The 18,534-nt window shown below is 73.7% G+C and carries 14 protein-coding genes; 9 read left to right on the top strand and 5 right to left on the bottom strand.

What is annotated here, in order from left to right; all coding sequences use genetic code 11:
* Positions 1-38: 38 nt before the first annotated feature.
* The 3 genes from UIS43_RS25095 to UIS43_RS25085 all read left to right on the top strand — a co-directional run bounded on the left by UIS43_RS25095 (position 39) and on the right by UIS43_RS25085 (position 4,204).
* The gene (locus tag UIS43_RS25095) at positions 39-713 is read left to right on the top strand and encodes an amino acid ABC transporter permease (RefSeq protein ID WP_013151722.1); all 675 of its coding nucleotides are present in this window, start codon (positions 39-41) and stop codon (positions 711-713) included.
* The gene (locus UIS43_RS25090; RefSeq protein ID WP_013151721.1) at positions 710-1,852 is read left to right on the top strand and encodes an amino acid ABC transporter permease; all 1,143 of its coding nucleotides are present in this window, start codon (positions 710-712) and stop codon (positions 1,850-1,852) included. Before UIS43_RS25095 ends, UIS43_RS25090 begins: the two co-directional genes overlap by 4 nt.
* 192 nt (positions 1,853-2,044) lie before the next feature.
* A complete protein-coding gene (locus tag UIS43_RS25085) occupies positions 2,045-4,204 on the top strand; it encodes a prolyl oligopeptidase family serine peptidase (protein ID WP_370011922.1) in 2,160 nt (719 codons plus the stop codon).
* A gap of 79 nt (positions 4,205-4,283) precedes the next feature.
* Here UIS43_RS25085 and recX read toward each other — a convergent pair whose 3' ends face one another.
* The 3 genes from recX to UIS43_RS25070 all read right to left on the bottom strand — a co-directional run bounded on the left by recX (position 4,284) and on the right by UIS43_RS25070 (position 6,367).
* Positions 4,284-4,868, bottom strand: coding sequence for a recombination regulator RecX (gene recX / locus UIS43_RS25080; RefSeq protein ID WP_013151719.1), 585 nt, complete (start codon positions 4,866-4,868; stop codon positions 4,284-4,286).
* Positions 4,861-5,997 (bottom strand): recombinase RecA, encoded by a 1,137-nt coding sequence (gene recA, locus UIS43_RS25075; protein ID WP_013151718.1) that lies wholly within the window; start codon positions 5,995-5,997, stop codon positions 4,861-4,863. The genes recX and recA overlap by 8 nt, the downstream gene beginning before the upstream one ends.
* Before the next feature lie 175 nt (positions 5,998-6,172).
* Positions 6,173-6,367, bottom strand: coding sequence for a DUF3046 domain-containing protein (locus UIS43_RS25070; protein ID WP_013151717.1), 195 nt, complete (start codon positions 6,365-6,367; stop codon positions 6,173-6,175).
* 75 nt (positions 6,368-6,442) lie between these two features.
* Here UIS43_RS25070 and UIS43_RS25065 point away from each other — a divergent pair, with 75 nt between their 5' ends.
* Positions 6,443-10,960: an ATP-dependent helicase gene (locus UIS43_RS25065; protein WP_370011919.1), complete on the top strand. Its 4,518-nt coding sequence runs from the start codon at positions 6,443-6,445 to the stop codon at positions 10,958-10,960.
* A gap of 107 nt (positions 10,961-11,067) precedes the next feature.
* Here the strand turns inward: UIS43_RS25065 and UIS43_RS25060 are convergent, their stop codons facing one another.
* Positions 11,068-11,955, bottom strand: a complete 888-nt coding sequence (locus UIS43_RS25060) for a sigma-70 family RNA polymerase sigma factor (protein ID WP_370011917.1) — start codon at positions 11,953-11,955, stop codon at positions 11,068-11,070.
* A gap of 157 nt (positions 11,956-12,112) precedes the next feature.
* Between UIS43_RS25060 and UIS43_RS25055 the strand changes: the two genes are divergently transcribed.
* Positions 12,113-12,613: a carboxymuconolactone decarboxylase family protein gene (locus UIS43_RS25055; RefSeq protein WP_117199242.1), complete on the top strand. Its 501-nt coding sequence runs from the start codon at positions 12,113-12,115 to the stop codon at positions 12,611-12,613.
* Positions 12,614-12,840: 227 nt separating this feature from the next.
* Positions 12,841-13,392: a GNAT family N-acetyltransferase gene (locus tag UIS43_RS25050; protein WP_013151713.1), complete on the top strand. Its 552-nt coding sequence runs from the start codon at positions 12,841-12,843 to the stop codon at positions 13,390-13,392.
* 241 nt (positions 13,393-13,633) lie between these two features.
* Here UIS43_RS25050 and UIS43_RS25045 read toward each other — a convergent pair whose 3' ends face one another.
* Positions 13,634-14,848, bottom strand: coding sequence for an ROK family transcriptional regulator (locus UIS43_RS25045; RefSeq protein ID WP_013151712.1), 1,215 nt, complete (start codon positions 14,846-14,848; stop codon positions 13,634-13,636).
* A gap of 274 nt (positions 14,849-15,122) precedes the next feature.
* Here UIS43_RS25045 and UIS43_RS25040 point away from each other — a divergent pair, with 274 nt between their 5' ends.
* The 3 genes from UIS43_RS25040 (at position 15,123) to UIS43_RS25030 (ending at position 18,451) form a co-directional block, all read left to right on the top strand.
* Positions 15,123-16,400, top strand: coding sequence for an extracellular solute-binding protein (locus UIS43_RS25040; RefSeq protein WP_013151711.1), 1,278 nt, complete (start codon positions 15,123-15,125; stop codon positions 16,398-16,400).
* Positions 16,401-16,490: 90 nt separating this feature from the next.
* Entirely contained in the window at positions 16,491-17,486 is a 996-nt protein-coding gene (locus UIS43_RS25035) for a carbohydrate ABC transporter permease (protein WP_013151710.1), read from the top strand.
* Positions 17,483-18,451, top strand: coding sequence for a carbohydrate ABC transporter permease (locus UIS43_RS25030; protein ID WP_013151709.1), 969 nt, complete (start codon positions 17,483-17,485; stop codon positions 18,449-18,451). The genes UIS43_RS25035 and UIS43_RS25030 overlap by 4 nt, the downstream gene beginning before the upstream one ends.
* The last annotated feature ends 83 nt before the right edge of the window (positions 18,452-18,534 follow it).

Here is an 18,534-nt window from a genome sequence, read left to right as displayed (position 1 = left end):
CCCGGCCCCGCCGCCCGGCCCTTGACCAGCTGGGACCCATGGAAGCCTTTCTCAGCAATATCGACAGGGTTGTCGACGGTTTCTCATGGACCGTCCGGCTCACCCTCCTCAGCGCCCTCTTCTCCTTCGTCCTGGGCGTCCTGCTCACGGCCATGCGGGTCTCCCCCGTTCCGCTCCTGCGCGGTCTGGCCACCGCCTACGTCGAGGGCATCCGCAGCACGCCCCTGACCCTGGTCCTGCTCTTCTGCGGCCTGGGCCTGAACAGCGCCCTGGGGATCGCCCTGGCCGACAGCGTCGCGTGGGACGTGTTCTGGTGGGCCGTCATCGGCCTGTCCGGCTACACCGCCTGCTTCGTCTCGGAGTCGCTGCGCGCGGGGATCAACACGATCCCCCTCGGCCAGGTGGAGGCGGCCCGCTCGCTGGGCCTGACCTTCACCCAGAACCTGCGGATGATCGTCATCCCGCAGGCGCTGCGCACCGTCGTCGGCCCGCTGGGCAGCGTGCTCATCGCGCTGATCAAGAACACGACCGTCGCCTCCGTCGCGGGGCTGGGCGTTCAGGAGGCGTCCAGGGAGATGAAGCTCATGTTCGACCAGGGCATCGCCCCGGTCCTGCCGACCTTCGTCGGCTTCGCGATCGGCTTCCTGATCCTGACCCTGCCGACCGGCTACTTCTTCGGCTGGCTCTCCAAGCGCGTGGCGGTGGTCCGATGAGCGCGCAGAGCTCCGTCCTCTTCGACGCGCCCGGCCCCAAGGCCCGCAGGCGCAACGCCCTCTACACGGTCGTCACGGTGTTCCTGGCCCTGATCGGCCTGGCCGTCCTGTATCTGGGGTTCAACGGCACCCTGCGCGACACCGGGTTCTCGCTGTTCAACCCGCTCACCTGGGGGCCGCTGGGCGACCCGGCGACCTGGGCGGTCAACCCCGCGGGCGAGTGGGCCTCGGACAAGTGGGCGCCGTTCCTGCAGCCCGCCACCTGGACCGACTACGTCGTCCCGGGCCTGCAGAACACGCTGACCGCGGCGCTGACCGCCTCGGTCCTGGCCATCCTCTTCGGCCTGGTGTTCGGCATCGGCCGCCTGTCCGACAAGTGGTGGATCCGCGTTCCGGCCGGGGCCGTCGTGGAGTTCTTCCGCGGCATCCCGCTGCTGATGCTGATCTTCTTCACGATGGCGCTGCCCATCGTGGCCTACCAGATGTTCGACATCCCCGCGGGCACCTTCCAGGTCTCGGCGCTGGCCGCCGTCGTCACGGGTCTGACCCTGTACAACGGCTCCGTGCTGGCGGAGGTCTTCCGCGCGGGCGTCCTCGCGGTGCCCAAGGGCCAGTCCGAGGCCGCGCAGGCCATCGGGATGACCCGGGGCCAGAACATGCGGCTGATCCTCATCCCGCAGGCGATCACCGCGATGATGCCCGCGATCGTGGCGCAGCTCGTGGTCCTGCTCAAGGACTCCGCACTGGGCTACATCATCGCCTTCCCCGAGATGCTGCGCAGCTTCACCCTGCTGGCCACGCGCGAGGGCAACGTGATCCCGGCCGCGATCATCTGCGCGGCCATCTACATCGCCATCAACCTCTCGCTGAGCCGGGTCGCGATCTGGCTGGAGCGGCGCAACGCCCGCCGCGGTCGGCCCTCGGCCAAGCCCACCGGCGGCGGGGACATCCCGGCCCAGCCCGTGGCCGCGCCCGGGGGCGGCACCGGAGACGGCAGCGCCAAGGCCGAGGGCCCCGCCGGGTCCGTGGCGGTGGAGCCCACCGTGCAGGAGCCGCTGCCCGACGCGCTGGACGGGTCCCGCCCGGCGAAGTCCGGCGACGGCGACGACCCGGACGGCAGGGCGGACCGGAAGGACTGACCCCTCCGTCCCCACGGCCGGTACGGCCCCGTGCGCGCCCCTCGGCGCGTACGGGGCCGTCGTCGTCGCGGCCCCGCGCGGGGCGGTTCCGGGGACGCCGCGCGGAGGGTCCTTCGGGACTGCACAAGCGGGCGAACGAGGGCTAAGGTCGACATGTCATCGCATCGAACCCACGACCCATCCTGAGCGGACATGTCTGAACTGTCGAGCCGCCACGGCTCCTGGCCATCGCCCATCAGCGCCGGTGACGTCGCCCGAGGAGTGCGGCGGATGGCGTTCCCGTCCGTCGCGGGTGCGGAGGTCTGGTGGGAGGAGGGGCGCCCCGAGGAGGGGCGGACCACCCTCATGCGGCGCGACGCCGACGGAACGGTGACCGACCTGCTGCCAGCGCCCTGGAGCGCGGGGACCCGGGTGCACGAGTACGGCGGGCGCGCCTACCTGCCGGTGCCCCGCCGCGACGACAAGGCCATCACCCGCATGGGCGTGGTGTTCTCCCAGTCCTCCGACCAGCGCCTTTACCTGCTGGAACGCGGCTCCTCGGAGCCGGTGCCGCTCACCCCCGACGACGGCGCCTCACGCTACGCCGACCCCGCGCTGAGCGCGGACGGGCGTGCCGTGCTGTGCGTGCGCGAGAGGCACGAGGAGGGGGCGGTCCGCCGCTCGATCGTGTCGGTGCCGCTGTCGGGCCGGGGCGCGCAGGACCCCTCCGCGGTGCGCGAGCTGGTCTCGGGGGCGGACTTCTACGCCTCCCCCACCCCGTCGCCGGACGGCGCCCACCTGGCCTACGTGCGGTGGAACCACCCCAGGATGCCCTGGGACGGCAGCGAACTGAGGGTGGGCGCCCTGGGAGAGACCGGGCTGACCGGCGAGTACACCCTCAAGGGCGGTGTGGACGAGTCGGTGGTCTCCCCGACCTGGGCCGACGACGCGACGCTGTACGTGGCCTCGGACTGGCCGGGCTGGTGGAACCTGTACCAGGCGGGGATGACCGGGCAGGCGCTGGCGCTGTACCCGGCCGAGGAGGAGTTCCACGCCTCCCCCGGCCGTCTGGGCAACCGGTCGTTCTGCGTGCTGGACTCGGGCCGGGTGGTGGCATTGCACGGGCACGCCGACCTGACCCCGAGCGTGTACGACCCCGACACCCTGGACCTGACGCCGGTGGCGACCGGCCTGACCACGTGGTCGATGCTGGACACCGACGGGCGCACCGTGGTGGCGGTGGCCTCCTCGCCGACCGAGCCGCCGTGCCTGGTGCGACTGGATCCGGTCTCGGGTGGTGTGGAGGTGCTGCGCCGGGCCGCCGAGGAGCTGCCGGACACCGCCTACCTGCCCGTCCCACGCCAGGAGACGCTGCCGGGCCGCTACGGTGCGCCGGTGTACGCGAACGTGTACCCGCCGACCCATCCGGACGCGCCCGCGAACGGCCCCGCGCCGTACGTGGTGTGGGCGCACGGCGGCCCCGTGTCGGTCAGCACGCTGGAGTTCGACCTGGCCAAGGCCTACTTCACCAGCCGGGGGATCGGTGTGGTGGACGTCAACTACGGCGGCTCCACGGGGTACGGGCGCTCGTACCGCAAGCGCCTGCACAAGGAGTGGGGCGTGGTGGACGTGGAGGACTGCGTGGCCGCGGCCCGGGCCCTGGTGGAACAGGGGGTGGCCGATCCCCGCAGGTTGGCGATCCGCGGTCCGAGCGCGGGCGGGTACACGGCGCTGATGGCGCTGACCGGGGACACGTTCGCGTGCGGGGTCTCCCTCTTCGGGGTCACCGACCTGCTGGGATTCAGCCAGACCACGCACGACTTCGAGTCGCGGTTCCTGGACTCCCTGGTGGGGACGCTGCCGGGGTTCGTGGAGCGGTACCGGGAGCGCTCCCCGGTCAACCGCGCCGGGGAGATCGACGTGCCGGTGCTGCTGGTGCAGGGCCTGGAGGACAGGGTCGTGACCCCGGACCAGGCCACGGCGATGGCGACGGCGCTGGGGCGGCGCGGGGCGCCGTACGCGCTGGTGGAGTTCGAGGGCGAGGGACACGGGTTCACCGGGCAGGAGGCGCGGATCCGCTCCCTGGAGACGGAGCTGGCCTTCTACACGCGGGTGTTCGGGTTCGAGGCCGACGTGGCGCCGCTGGAGCTGGTGACCGCTCCGCCGGAGACCGGGGCCGTCGGGGACGGCGCGGAACCGGCCGCGGAGGGCTCCCGGGCGCCCGGTGCGGAGGCCGCCGGGGAGTCCGGTGACACCGGGGACGCCCCGAGCGCGGAGGACACCGCCGACGCGCTCGCGCGGGACGCCGGGCAGGACGGCGGGCCCCCGAGTCCCGCGGAGGCCGCCGCCGGTCCGACTGCCGCCGGCGACTGACCCTCCGGAAACGGAGCGGACGGGGCGGGCGGTCCCGGCGGAGGGCACCACCGGCCCGACCGCTGTCGGCGGCGACGGTTCAGAAGTCGGGGTCGGGGGCGTGGAGTTCGGCCTCCACGCCCTCGCGTTCGAGTTCCTCGCGGACCACCCGGTAGGACAGGCCCGCGGAGTAGCCCTTGCGGGCCAGGAAGCCCAGGGCGCGGCGGATCCGCGTCTCCTCGTCCCTGCCCCGGGTGGCGGCCAGGCGGCGGCGCGCCAGGTCGCGGGCGGCCTCCTCCTCGTCCTGGTCGCTGAGTTCGCCGACGGCCTCCCGGACGGTGTCCTCCTCCACGCCGCGGGTGCGCAGCTCCTGGGCCAGGGCGCGGCGGGAGAGCCGTCTGCCGTGGTGGCGGGAGGACACCCAGGCCTGGGAGAAGGCGGCGTCGTCGATCAGTCCGGCCTCGCCGAACGTGTCCAGGACCGAGGTGACGACCTCCTCCTCGTACTCCCGACGGTGCAGCGCCCGCTCCAGCTGGGCGCGGGTGCGCGGGGAGTGGGTGAGCATCCGCAGGACCAGGGCGCGGGCCTCGGCCTCGGGGTCCTTCCCGGGCGGGGCCGCCCCGCCCGGGGAGGGGCCGTCGTCCTCGGGGTGGTGCCGGTCCGGGGACCGGCTCCCCTCACGCATCAGCCGCGGGCGCCTTGGGGGTCCTGGCCGCGGCGCGCTTGGCGGGTGCCTTGGCCGCGGCGGCCGGGTCCGCAGCCGCCTCAGCGGCGGCCTTGGCCGGTTCGGCGGCCGGGCCGGAGGCGCTGTCGTCGCCCTTGACGGGCACGCCCAGCTTCTCCTTGATCTTCTTCTCGACCTCGTTGGCCATGTCGGCGTTCTCGCGCAGGAAGTTGCGCGCGTTCTCCTTGCCCTGGCCCAGCTGGGTGCCCTCGTAGGTGTACCAGGCGCCCGACTTGCGGACGATGCCGTGCTCCACGCCCAGGTCGATGAGGCTGCCCTCGCGCGAGACGCCCACCCCGTAGAGGATGTCGAACTCGGCCTGCTTGAAGGGCGGCGCGACCTTGTTCTTGACGACCTTGACGCGGGTGCGGTTGCCGACCGCGTCGGTGCCGTCCTTGAGCGTCTCGATGCGGCGCACGTCCAGGCGCACCGAGGCGTAGAACTTGAGCGCCTTGCCGCCGGTCGTCGTCTCGGGCGAGCCGAACATGACGCCGACCTTCTCGCGCAGCTGGTTGATGAAGATCGCGGTGGTGTTGGTCTGGTGGAGCGCACCGGCGATCTTGCGCAGCGCCTGGGACATCAGGCGGGCCTGGAGTCCGACGTGGCTGTCGCCCATCTCGCCCTCGATCTCGGCGCGGGGCACCAGGGCCGCCACGGAGTCGATGACGATGATGGAGACCGCTCCGGAGCGGATGAGCATGTCGACGATCTCCAGCGCCTGCTCACCGGTGTCCGGCTGCGAGAGCAGCAGGTCGTCGGTGTTGACGCCGATCTTCTTGGCGTACTCGGGGTCGAGCGCGTGCTCGGCGTCGACGAAGGCCGCGATGCCGCCCATCCGCTGGGCGCTGGCCACCGCGTGCAGGGCGACGGTGGTCTTACCGCTGGACTCGGGGCCGTAGATCTCCACGACGCGGCCCCGGGGCAGGCCTCCGATGCCGAGCGCCACGTCGAGCGCGATCGCCCCGGTGGGGATCGACTCCACCGGCGGGCGGTCGTCGTCGCCCAGGCGCATGATGGAGCCCTTACCGAACTGCCGCTCGATCTGGGCGAGCGCTGTTTCGAGAGCCTTGTCTCGGTCTCCAGATGCCACGGGATACCCCTGTTGTTGGGTGGATGCCTTTTTCTTCATGGTGAGCACGACGCTACGCGGTCGCTACGACAATCGCGACGTCCCACGTCCGCCTGTGGATAACCCACCCTACCCGAACCTGTGTTCGATGTGGCGTACGAAACGGATGCGACCTCGCGGGAGGTCCGTCGCCGGATCAGCGTCTGGAGGCGGGCAGGTCGAAGGCGTCGCACACGGCGCGCCACACCTCCTTGGCCGCCACCCCGTCGGCGAGCGCCTGCTCGACCGTGCGGGACCCGAGCCCCTCCAGGACGTGGTCGCGGGCCACGCTCTGCGCGTAGGCCTCGCCGAACTGCTCGTGCATGTTGTGCCAGAAAACCGTGAGTCTCATCGGGCCCAGTATCGGTGATCGCGGCGTCCGCCGCGCCCCCTCCCCTTTGTCGCCGCCCGCGGGCAGACTGGCGGCATGAGCCGTGCGCCCCGCCCCCTCGAACGCTTCGGACCCGCCACCAGGGCCTGGTTCGACCGGGCCTTTCCCGCGGGCCCCACCCCCGCCCAGACCGGCGCCTGGGAGTCGGTCCAGCGCGGGAGGAACACCCTGGTGGTGGCCCCGACCGGCTCGGGCAAGACCCTGTCGGCCTTCCTGTGGTCGCTGGACCGGCTGTCCTCGGCCCCCGTCCCCGAGGACCGCGCCCGCCGCTGCCGGGTGCTGTACGTGTCCCCGCTCAAGGCCCTCGCGGCCGACGTGGAGCGCAACCTGCGCGTCCCCCTGGCCGGGATCGCGGCCGCCGCCGAGGCCGGGGGGCACGCGGTCTCCCCGGTCACCGTGGGGGTGCGCACCGGCGACACCCCCGCCGCCGAGCGGCGCAGGCTCGCCACCCGGCCGCCGGACGTGCTCATCACCACGCCCGAGTCGCTGTTCCTGGTGCTCACCTCGCGGGCCAGGGAGGGGCTGGCCGGGGTGGAGACGGTCATCGTCGACGAGGTGCACGCGCTCGCGGGGAGCAAGCGCGGCGCGCACCTGGCGCTGAGCCTGGAGCGGCTGGACGCCCTGCTGGACCGCCCGGCGCAGCGGATCGGCCTGTCGGCGACCGTGCGCCCGCCCGACCTGGTGGCGCGGTTCCTGGGCGGCGCGGACGTCGTGGCCCCGCCCGGCTCCCCCGGCATGGACCTGCGCGTGGTGGTGCCCGTCCCCGACATGGAGGAGCCCGGCGTCCCGGAGCCGACCCGGCCCTCCGGCGGCGGGGACGCCCGGGACGCGGGCGGCGGGTCCCTGTGGCCGCACGTGGAGCGGCGGGTCCTGGACCTGGTGGAGGCCCACCGCTCCACCATCGTGTTCACCAACGGACGCCGCACCGCGGAGAAGCTGTGCGCCCGCGTCAACGACCTGCACGCCGAGCGGCACGGCGGGCGTCTGCCTCCGGAGGAGGTACCCGCCCAGGTCATCGCCCAGTCCGGGCACAGCCGCGGCGGCCCGCCGGTGGTCGCCCGCGCCCACCACGGCTCGATGTCCAAGGCCGAGCGGGCCCTGATCGAGGACGAGCTGAAGCAGGGGAGGCTGCGCTGCGTGGTGGCCACCTCCAGCCTGGAGCTGGGCGTGGACATGGGCGCGGTCGACCTGGTGGTGCAGGTGGCCTCGCCGCCGTCGGTGGCCAGCGGCCTGCAACGGGTCGGCCGGGCGGGGCACCAGGTGGGCGAGACCTCGCGCGGGGTGTTCCTCCCCCGGTTCCGGGGCGACCTGCTGGCGACGGCCGTGGTGGTCGGGCAGATGCGCGCGGGCGCCATCGAGCGCCTGGAGATGCCGCGCAACCCCCTGGACGTGCTGTCACAGCAGGTCGTGGCGATGGCCGCCATGGACGACTGGCCGGTGTCCGAACTGGCCGCCCTGGTCCGGCGGGCCGCGCCCTTCGCCGACCTGGCCGACACGGTGCTGGAGTCGGTCCTGGACATGCTCTCCGGCCGCTACCCCTCGGACGAGTTCGCTGAGCTGCGCCCCCGCCTGGTGTGGGACCGGGAGGCGGACGTGCTCCGGGCGCGCCCGGGCGCGCAGCGGCTGGCGGTGGTCAGCGGCGGCACCATCCCCGACCGGGGCGTGTACGGGGTGCACCTGACCGGGCGGGACGGGGACCCCGCGCCGGGACGGGCCCCCACCCGGGTCGGCGAGCTGGACGAGGAGATGGTCTACGAGTCGCGGGTGGGCGACGTGTTCGTGCTGGGGTCCACCTCGTGGCGGATCGAGGCGATCACCGCCGACCGGGTGCTGGTCTCCCCCGCGCCGGGGCGGCCGGGCCGGATGCCGTTCTGGAAGGCCGACGCGCAGGGCAGGCCCGCGGAGCTGGGCCGGGCGGTGGGCGCGCTGACCCGGGAGCTGGCCGCGGCGGAACCGGCGCGGGCGCTGGCCCTGGCCGAGGGGGCCGGACTGGACGCGTGGGCCGCGCGCAACCTGGTGGAGTACGTCTCCGAGCAGCGGGAGGCCACCGGGCACGTGCCCGACGACCGGACCGTGGTCGTCGAGCGCTTCCGCGACCAGGTCGGGGACTGGCGCGCGGTCGTGCACTCCCCGCTGGGCGCGCGGGTGCACGCGCCGTGGGCGATGGCCCTGGCGCGGCGGCTGCGGGACCGGTTCGGCGCGGACGCGCAGGTCGTGCACGGCGACGACGGGATCGTGCTGCGGCTGCCGGACGCCGGGGGCTGGGACCGGCCGGGCGAGCTGGCCGACCTGGTGGCGCTGGACCCCGAGGAGGTGGAGGAGGCGGTCACCGGGGAGCTGCCCGGGTCGGCGCTGTTCGCCGCGCGGTTCCGCGAGTGCGCGGCGCGGGCCCTGCTGCTGCCCCGCCAGCGGCCGGACCGGCGGATGCCGCTGTGGCAGCAGCGGCTGCGGGCCTCCAACCTGTTGTCGGTGGCGGGCCGCTACGGGTCGTTCCCGATCGTGCTGGAGGCGGTGCGCGAGTGCCTGCGGGACGTGTTCGACGTGCCGGCCCTGGTGGAGGCGCTGGAGGGCATCCGGTCCCGTCGGACACGGGTGGTGGAGGCGCGCACCGAGGCGGCGTCGCCGTTCGCGCGCTCGCTGATGATGGAGTACACGGCGGCGTTCCTGTACGAGGGGGACGCCCCCGCGGCCGAGCTGCGCGCGCAGGCGCTGACCCTGGACGCCTCGCTGCTGGCCGACCTGTTGGGCGAGGCGGACCTGCGGGAGCTGCTCGACCCGCGCGTGGTGGAGGAGGTCGGCGCGCTGCTGCAGCGGACCGCCCCCGGCTCGGGTGCCCGGGACGCCGAGGGCGCGGCCGACCTGCTGCGCGAGGTGGGGCCGCTGACCACGGAGGAGGCCGGGGCCCGGGGAGCCCGGCGGGAGTGGCTGGAGGAGCTGGAGTCCGCGGGCCGGGTGGTGCGGATGGCCGTGGCGGGCGCCGAGCGCTGGTGCGCGGTGGAGGACGCGGCGCGGCTGCGCGACGCGCTGGGCGCGCGGCCGCCCGCCGGCGTCGCCGGGGCCCTCCTGGAGCCGGTGGAGGCGCCGACCCGCGACCTGGTCTCGCGCTACGCGCGCACGCACGGGCCGTTCTCCGCCGGGGAGGCGGCGGCGCGGCTGGGGCTCGGCGCGGACGTGGTGGAGGGCGTGCTGCGGGAGCTGTCCCGGCTGGGGCGCGTCCACCAGGGCGGGTTCCGGCCCGGGGGGACGGGCACCGAGTGGTGCGACGCCGACGTGCTGCGGCGGCTGCGGCGCGGGTCGGTGGCGAGGCTGCGCAGCGAGGTGGAGCCGGTCGCGCAGACCGCCCTGGCCGCGTTCGCGCCGCTGTGGCAGCGCGCCGTCGCGGGTGAGCGGTGGCGCGGACCGGACGCGGTGTTCGAGGCCGTGGAGTCGCTGCGCGGCGCGACGGTGGCGGCGTCGGCGCTGGAGACCCTCGTGCTGCCCTCCCGTGTGGAGGACTACGCGCCCCGGCGGTTGGACGAGCTGACACAGGCGGGCGAGGTCGTGTGGGCCGGTGCGGGCGCGCTGCCCGGGCAGGACGGGTGGGTGTGCCTGGCCCCGGCCGACGAGGCGGCCCTGCTGCTGCCCGAACCGGTGCCGCCGAGGGAGGGTTCCACGGCCCACGCGGTGCTGGAGGCGCTGCGCGGGGGCGGGGCGCTGTTCTTCCGCGACGTCGCCGACCGTGTGGCGGGCGCGTCGGGGGGCTCGGCCGTGACGGACGCGGAGCTGGTCGCGGCGCTGTGGGAGCTGGTGTGGTCGGGCTGTGTCACCAACGACACCCTGGCCCCGCTGCGCGCGGTGCTGGGCTCGGGGGCCGCCCCGCGCCGCGCGCCCTCGCGTGCGGGGCGGCTGGCGCGTCCGGTGCTGCCCACCCGGTCGGGACCGCCCGCGGCCGCGGGTCGGTGGTGGGCCCTGCCCGAACGGGAGGGCGACCCCACCAGGCGGGTCCTGGCGCGGTTGGAGGCTCGGCTGGAGCGCCGGGGCGTGCTGGTGCGCGGCTACCAGGGCGGGCGGATCTCCCCGGACGAGTACCGGGTGCTGAGGACGATGGAGGAGTCGGGCCGGGTGCGCCGCGGCTACTTCGTGGACGGGCTGGGCGGCGCCCAGTTCGCGCTGCCGGGCGCCGTGGACCGGCTGCGCGCGGTTTCCGGCGGCGCGGCGGAACCGGTGGTGCTGGCGGCGACCGACCCGGCGAACCCGTTCGGCACGGACCTGCCCTGGCCCGGGGACGCCCAGGCCAGGCCGGGCCGGTCGGCGGGCTCCCTGGTGGTCGTCGACGGGGGTCGGCTGACCCTGTACGTGGGGCGGGGCGGCCGCTCAGTGCTGACCTTCGGTTCGCCGCCCGCCCTGCTGGAGCGGGCGGCCCGCGCCCTGGCCGGGGCGGTGCGGGACGGACGCGCGGGGGCGCTGACGGTGGAGCGCGCCGACGGGGCCGAGGTGTTCGCGACGCCGGTGGACGCAGCGCTGGCGGCGGCGGGGTTCCACGTGACCCCGAAGGGGCTGCGCCTGCGCCCCTGAGGCTCCGGGCCCCGCTCCGGCGAGGGCGGGGAGGACGGGCCCGTCCGGGGCCCGTCCTCCCGCCCGCCGCTCCCGGCGCCGGCGCGTCGGCGCCGGGGCGGGCCGGATCAGCTCCCCTGATCCGCGAGGTCGACGGCGTCGAGGCGTTCGGAGTCGGACAGGATCTCGATCGCGGTGATCCTCCCGTCCGTGACGGTGAACCCCATGACCGAGAAGAGCGCGCCGTCGACGGTGTTGACCAGACCGGCCCTTCCGTTGACCAGTGCGGGACGGCTGGTCGAGAGGGTGGCCATGCGGTGGAAGGTGGCGGCCTGACCGGCCACCGCCTCCCGGCCCCGCAGGACCCTCATACCGCCGGGCAGCGCGTTCCCGCCGTCGATGCGCAGCACGACGTCGGGATCGAGAACGGCCACCAGGGCGTCGAAGTCGCCGCCGCGTGCGGCTCGGAGGAAGGCGTCCACGACGCGGCGCTGGGCGACCGGATCGGGGTCGGGTTCGGGGGCGGCCCCCCGGACGCGGACGCGGGCGCGGCTGGCGAGTTTGCGGGCCGCGGCCGGGGTGCGGTCGACGATCGGGGCGATCTCCTCGAACGGCAGGCCGAACATGTCGTGCAGGACGAAGGCCAGCCGTTCGGCCGGGTTGAGCGATTCCAGGACCACCAGCAGGGCCAACCCGACCGAGTCGGCCATCAGCGCCACGTGCTCGGGGTCGGTGGCCGGTTCGCTCACGATCGGGTCCGGCAGACGGGCCTCCAAGGGGGTCTCGCCGCGTTGCGTGCGCGAGCGCAGCATGTCCAGGCAGACCCGGCCGACGACCGTGGTCAGCCAGCCGCCGAGGTTGCCGATCCCGTCGGTGTCGGAGCGGGCGAGCCGCAGCCAGGCCTCCTGGACGGCGTCGTCGGCCTCGGCCAGGGAGCCGAGCATGCGGTAGGCCACCGCCCGGAGGTGGACGCGGTGCTCCTCGAACCGCTCGGCCAGGAAGTCGCTCTCGTCCATGATCGCCTCTCTACGTCGCCTTCTCGGGTGCCGTCACACTGACGATTCCGCCGCCGAGAATGTGACCGCGTCCGCCCGGTCACATTCTCGGCGGCCCGTTCGTCATGGCTGTGATCACGACGACGTGACGACCGGAGAACCGAAAGGACACCGCATCATGAGCACCACCGCCAGCCAGCAGAAGACCCAGTCCCGGCTGCCCAACCCCGCCGTGCTCGTTCCCGAACTGGGGGAGATCAGCAAGGCGCTGTTCGCGGCCACCGGGAACGGCTCGATCCCGCGGACCACCGTGGGCCTGGTGCAGCTGCGCGCCGGCCAGATCCTCGGGAACACCTACCTGACCGTCCTGCACTCCGGCAACCTCCGCGGGGCCGGGGAGTCGGAGGAGCGCATCACCGCCGTGGCCTCCTGGCGGGACGCCCCCTGCTTCACCGACGCCGAGCGGATCGCGCTGGCGCTGCTGGAGGCCGTCCTCACCGCCAACCCGCACGGCGAACGCGTCGGCGACGACCTGTACGCCGCCGCTTCCGCCCACTACGACGACAGGGCGCTCGCCACGCTCATCATGGCGATCGGCCAGGTCTGCTTCTTCGCCCCCCTCGCCCTCATCGGCAGGCCCCTCCCCGGTGTGGCGCCCGCCGAGCAGTGGCGGGACTGACCCCGCACCGCCCGGGGTGAGAGGTCCCGCCCCGGGCACGGGCGGGCTCGGCGGCGACGCGGGGCCCGCCCGCGCGAGCGCGCACGGGCGGGCCCGGGCCCTCTCCGGTCACCGGGCCAGGACGCGAAAACGACTGGCCGCGGCGGCCGGAACCGGCCAGGATGGCGTCCGCACCGGAGAGAGCACGAGCACGAGGGGGACCGGTGGGGCGACCGGGGATCCGACCGATGCGGCCGGAGGACGAACCGCGCGTGGTGGAGGTGTCGCTGGCGGCGGACACCGTGTTCGCCGCCGCCGGGGTGGTGCTGCCCCCCGACGACCCGCGGGAGGTGCTCGCGCACGCGGAGCGGGTCCTGGTGGCCGAGGAACCCGCTGGGGACACGGCCGCGGCTCCGGCCGAGGGCCCCGTGGGAAGCCGGGACGGGAACCCCGCGGCGAAGGGCTCCGTGGTCGGCCTGGCCGCGACGGTGACCGTGGACGGGCGCCCGCACCTGGAGCAGCTGGCCGTGCACCCCGACCACGGCAGGCGCGGGATCGGCGGCGCCCTGCTGGAGGCGGTGTGCGCCGAGGCGGCTGCCGCCGGTCACACCCGCCTCACCCTCACCACCTTCCGCGACCTGTCGTGGAACGGGCCCTGGTACGCGGACCGCGGGTTCTCCGTGCTCCCCCGAGCGGAGTGGGGCCCGGGCATGGAGGGGGTCTGGCGGGCCGAGGAGCGGGCGGGCATCCGGGTGCTGCCGCGCGTGGTGATGGTCCGGGAGCTGGTCCGGCCGTCCTGAGCCCTCCGCTCCCGTCCCGGGCACCTGCGCCCGGGCACCCGGCGCCCTCACGGGAGCGGGGCGGCCGCGCCCCGGCCGGGTGGGGACACCGGGGCGCGGCCGACAGGGACCGCAGGGCTCGACCGGAAGCGGTCGGCAAGGGACCACTGGACACAGGCGTCCGCCGGAGACGAACGTCCGCTGGCGAGAGCCCGCGCCCGCCGCCGTGGGAGGGCTCCCATGGGGCCGGGGCCCGCCGGATTCAGACCGTCGAGGAGAAGACGTCCTCCCGCGCCCTTTCCAGGGCGTGCAGCAGCGCGCCCCGCACCACCGGGCTGCCCTCCACCCTCCCCAGCGCGACCTCGGTCGCGTTCGGGGCGATGCGCGCGGTGGCCGCCTGGACCCGCTCGGCCAGCTTCACACCGCCCGCCCGGGCCACGTCCCCGCCGAGCACCACCAGGCCGGGGTCCAGGATCACCGCGACGGCGGCCACCCCGCGGGCCAGGCGCTCGGCGAAGTCGTTCAGGAAGGCGTCCGCCTCCGGGGTCTCCGCTGCGGAGGCCGCCCCGACCACCTCGGTGACGTCGGTGCCCTCGATGCCGTACCCGGCGGCCAGCTCGACCACCTGCCCCGCCTTGACCAGCGCCTGGAACCCGTGGGGGAGCTCGCGGCTCGCGCCGTCGCGCAGGGACTCGTAGCCGCCGGACAGGCCCACGTCGGTGGGCATGGGCGCCCCGGGCACGGGCAGGTAGCCGATCTCACCCGCGCCGCCCGAGCGGCCCCGGTGGATGCGGCCGTCGATCATGGTGGACATCCCCACGCCGCCGTTGGCGCTGAGCCAGATGAGGACGAACTCGGCCACCCCCGCGGCGGCGCCCTCGGAGTGCTCGGCCAGAGCGGCCAGGTTCACGTCGTTCTCGATCATGACCGAGCGCTTGAGGTCGGCGCGCAGGGCCTCCAGGATGCCCTCGTGCCAGGACATCAGGTCGAAGGAGAAGCGGATGTCGCCGGTGCGGGGATCGACGACGCCGGGGGTGCCGATGACGCAGGCGCGGACCCTGTCCAGCGCGACCCCCGCGGTCTCGGCCAGGCGCATCACCGCGGTGTGGACGAGCGCGACGGGATCGTCGGAGGCGCTGGGGTCGACCGCGACGTCGCTGACGATCCGGCCCGTGATGTCGGCGATCGTCGCGGTCACCCGGCGCGCGCTGACGTCCAGGGCCGCGACGTAGGCGCTCTCGGGCACCACCGCGTACAGCGCGGCGTTGGGCCCCCGCCCACCCGCCTGGCTGCCCACGACGCGCACCAGGTCCCGCTCCTCCAGCCGCGCGAGCAGCTGGGAGGCGGTCACCTTGGAAAGGCCGGTACGCGTTCCCAGCTGCGTCCTGGTCAAGGGCCCCGCGGACAGGAGCAGTTCCAGTGCCGCGCGGTCGTTGAGCTGGCGTAGCAGCCGGGGAGTCCCCGGACGTTGAGACATAACCGTGACACCTCACCCTGTTTTTATTAGGAAAGTTTCCTGTTAATTTAGCTCACAACCTCACAGGAGGTCACGTCCTCGTAAGGCCCGCTTCGGGCCCTTCCGATACCCGCTGGGCCCTCCCGGTACCCGCTCCGGCGGGGCGGCCAACGTGCTATCCCAGCACAACCCCCACAAGACGTCGAGCCGCGGGGTGATTCCCACGATCATCCCAGGTCGGTTCGAGCACAGGCGTCGCACCCCGGCGCGTCGTGCGAAGGGAGAAGAGATACAGATGAGGTTCCCCAAGATCGCCGCGGCCACGGCCGTGGTCCTGCTCGCCTCCGCGTGCGGCGGCTCCGACTCCGGTGACGGGGGCGGCGAGGCCGACAGCTTGACCGTCTGGGTCATGGGCACTTCCCAGGAGCCCCTCGTCGAGTACTTCGAGGACGTCGAGGCGCGCTTCCAGGAGAGCAACCCGGACGTGGCCGTCAACGTCGAGTTCATCCCCTGGCCCGACGCGCAGGAGGCCATCACCAACGCCCTCGCCGGCGGTGACGCCCCCGACGTGCTGGAGGTCGGCAACGACCAGGTCGCGGGCTGGGCCGCGCAGGGCGCCCTGATGGACATCACCGAGCAGGTCGACGGCTGGGACGCCGCCGCGGGCATCGACGAGAACGCCCTGGAGTACGGCACCTACGAGGGCGTCCAGTACGGCGTCCCGTGGTTCTCGGGCGTGCGCACCCTGTACTACCGCGCGGACTGGCTGGAGGAGATCGGCCACGAGCCGCCGACGACCTGGGACGAGCTCGTCGAGGTGGCCGAGGCCATCGAGGAGGAGTACGACGTCCCCGGCTTCGCCGCGCCGACCGACTTCACCAACGGCATCGCCAGCTTCATCTGGAGCAACGGCGGCTCGATCGCGGAGCAGAACGGCGAGGAGTGGGAGGGCACCCTCACCGACCCCGCCACCGTCGAGGCGATCGAGTTCTACTCCAGCCTGACCACCGACGGCATCTCGCCGCAGGACTACGTCGGCCAGAACGAGCTCATCGCGCTGGCCGACATGGCCAACAGCCAGCTGGGCATGTACATCGACGGCGGCTGGGCGATCGGCTCCATGGAGGAGCAGGCCGAGGACCCGGCGGTCATCGAGAACATCGTCGCCGCGCCCATCCCCGGCGCCGAGGGCATCGCCCCGGCCTTCGCGGGCGGTTCCGCCCTGACGGTGTTCACCACCACCGAGCACCCGGACCTGGCCTTCGAGCTGCTCACCGTCCTCGGTGACGAGGAGGGCGGCCAGGGCTACGCCGACGTCGCGGGCTTCTTCCCGGCCTACCCGCACCTGCTGGAGAGCGAGACGTACCAGGAGGACCCCGCCACCGCCGCTGCCGCCGAGCAGATGCAGCACACCCAGTTCTTCCCGACCACCCCGCGCTGGACCGCGGCCGACCAGGACAACAAGATCCTGCCGGGCGCCGTCCTGGAAATCGTGCAGGGAGGCGACGCCGAGGAGGTCCTGGCGGCGGCCAACGAGGAGCTGACCTCGATCCTCAACGAGCCGGTCGAGTAGCCCCTTCCGCCTGACTGAGTAGAGCTGTGCGCGGGCGGGGTCCAACGGCCCCGCCCGCCGCGGTCGGCCCACGCCTCGATTGAGAAGACCATGGCACAAACCGTCGAACCAGCGCCCGCGCGCGAGCGGGAGGAGGCCGTGAAGGCCCCCGCCTCCGAGCCCGCACCTCGCCGCCGCCTCGCGCTCCCCACCCCTTACCTGCTCATCGCACCGGCCCTGATCCTCCTCGCGGTCGTGCTGCTGTGGCCGATCGTGCAGATGGTGTGGTACTCGCTCACCAGCTTCACCACCCGCAACCTCCTGCCGAACCAGCCCGGCCCGGCCTGGAACGACTTCGCCCACTACCAGACGCTGCTGACCGACCCCGAGTTCTGGGGGATCCTGCGCAACACGGTCGTGGTCTGCGTGCTGATGGTCGGCATCACGATGGTGCTGGGCACTCTCGTGGGGCTGCTGCTGAACAAGCTCCCCAAGTGGTTCTCGGGGTTCGTGGCCCTGGGCATGATGCTCGCCTGGGCCACCCCCGCGCTGAGCGCCTCCCTGGTCTTCCGCTGGCTGTTCCTGCCCGAGCGGGGCCTGGTCAACGTCATCCTGGACCGGATGCCGGACTGGCTGGTGGGCAGCGGATGGCTGCAGTACAACTGGTTCCTCGAACCGCTCCCGCTGTTCTCGATCCTCATCACCGTGATCGTCTGGCAGTCCTTCCCCTTCGTGGCCGTCTCCGTGCTCGCCGGGCTCAAGAGCATCCCCTACGAGCTGTACGAGGCCGCGAGGATGGACGGCGCGGGCGGCTGGAAGGCCTTCTGGAACGTCACGTTCCCGATGCTGCGCCCGCTGTTCGCCCTGCTGCTGGTCCTCCAGATCATCTGGGACCTGCGCGTGTTCACCCAGCTCTACATCCTGGCGAACAGCTTCCAGAACAAGGACGTCTACCTGCTCTCGTACTACATCTACCAGCAGGGCTTCAGCGCCAGCCCGGCCAACTACGGCATGGGCTCGGCGATCGCGGTGGTCATGACCGTGATGATCCTCGCCGTCACCGCGTACTACCTGCGCATCATGATCCGCCAGGGGGAGACCCGATGACCGCGATCGACCAGACCTCCGCCTCCGCCGTCCGCGAGCGCGCCACCGGGGGCGCCGGGACGGGCGGCCCGAGCGGCCCCCGGCCCGTCTACCGCCGCGGCCCGCTGCGCCGCCTGCGCCGCCTGCCGCTGTACCTGGCCGGCCTCGCGGTGTTCCTGTTCTCGGTGTTCCCCGTGTACTGGATGGTCATCACGGCCTTCAAGCCGGTGGGCGAGATCTTCACCCGCGACCAGACGATCTTCCCGACGGCGCCGACCCTGGAGCACTTCGACCGGGTGCTCAACGGCCAGCTGATCCCCGGGGTGAACTTCTGGCAGTTCCTGGGCAACAGCCTGTTCCTCACCGTGGCCTCCGTGGCCATGGGAGCGTTCCTGTCGCTGCTGGCCGCCGTGGCCGTGGCCCGGTTCCGCTTCCGGCTGCGCACCGCCTTCATCATCCTGCTGCTGGTGATCCAGATGGTGCCGATGGAGGCGATGATCATCTCCATCTTCATCAACTTCCGGCAGCTGTCCGACGTCAGCGGCGTGGAGCTGCTCGGCAACCTGTCCGGCCTGCTCATCGTGTACACGGCCGTGTCCCTGCCGATCACCATCATGATGCTGCGGGGCTTCGTGGCCGCGGTGCCCAAGGAGCTGGAGGAGGCCGCGGCCATCGACGGCGCCAGCTCCTGGACCGTCTTCTGGCGCATCCTGATGCCCCTGGTCGCGCCGGGCCTGGTCGCGGCGAGCATCTTCGCCTTCATCACCGCGTGGAACGAGTTCATCGTCGCGCTGACGTTCCTGGGCCGCAGCACCGACAACTACACGCTGCCGCTGACGCTGTCCTACTACTTCGGCCGGTTCGGCACCGAGTGGGGGCCGATCATGGCCGCCTCCACCCTGCTGACCATCCCCGTGATGATCTTCTTCCTGTTCGTCCAGCGGCGCATGGTCTCCGGCCTGACCATGGGCGCGGTCAAGGGCTGACCGCGTCCCTCCCGCCGGGGCGGGTCCCGCGACGGACGCCGCGGGCCCCGCCCCGGGCGCGCCCTCCCCCCCGTTTCCCCGCC

This window comes from Nocardiopsis sp. LDBS0036 (genome assembly GCF_041228755.1).
GTDB classification, from domain to species: Bacteria; Actinomycetota; Actinomycetes; order Streptosporangiales; family Streptosporangiaceae; genus Nocardiopsis; species Nocardiopsis dassonvillei.
The sequence above is the reverse complement of the archived record's forward strand: the minus strand, read 5'-3'. Positions and strand labels throughout refer to the sequence as shown.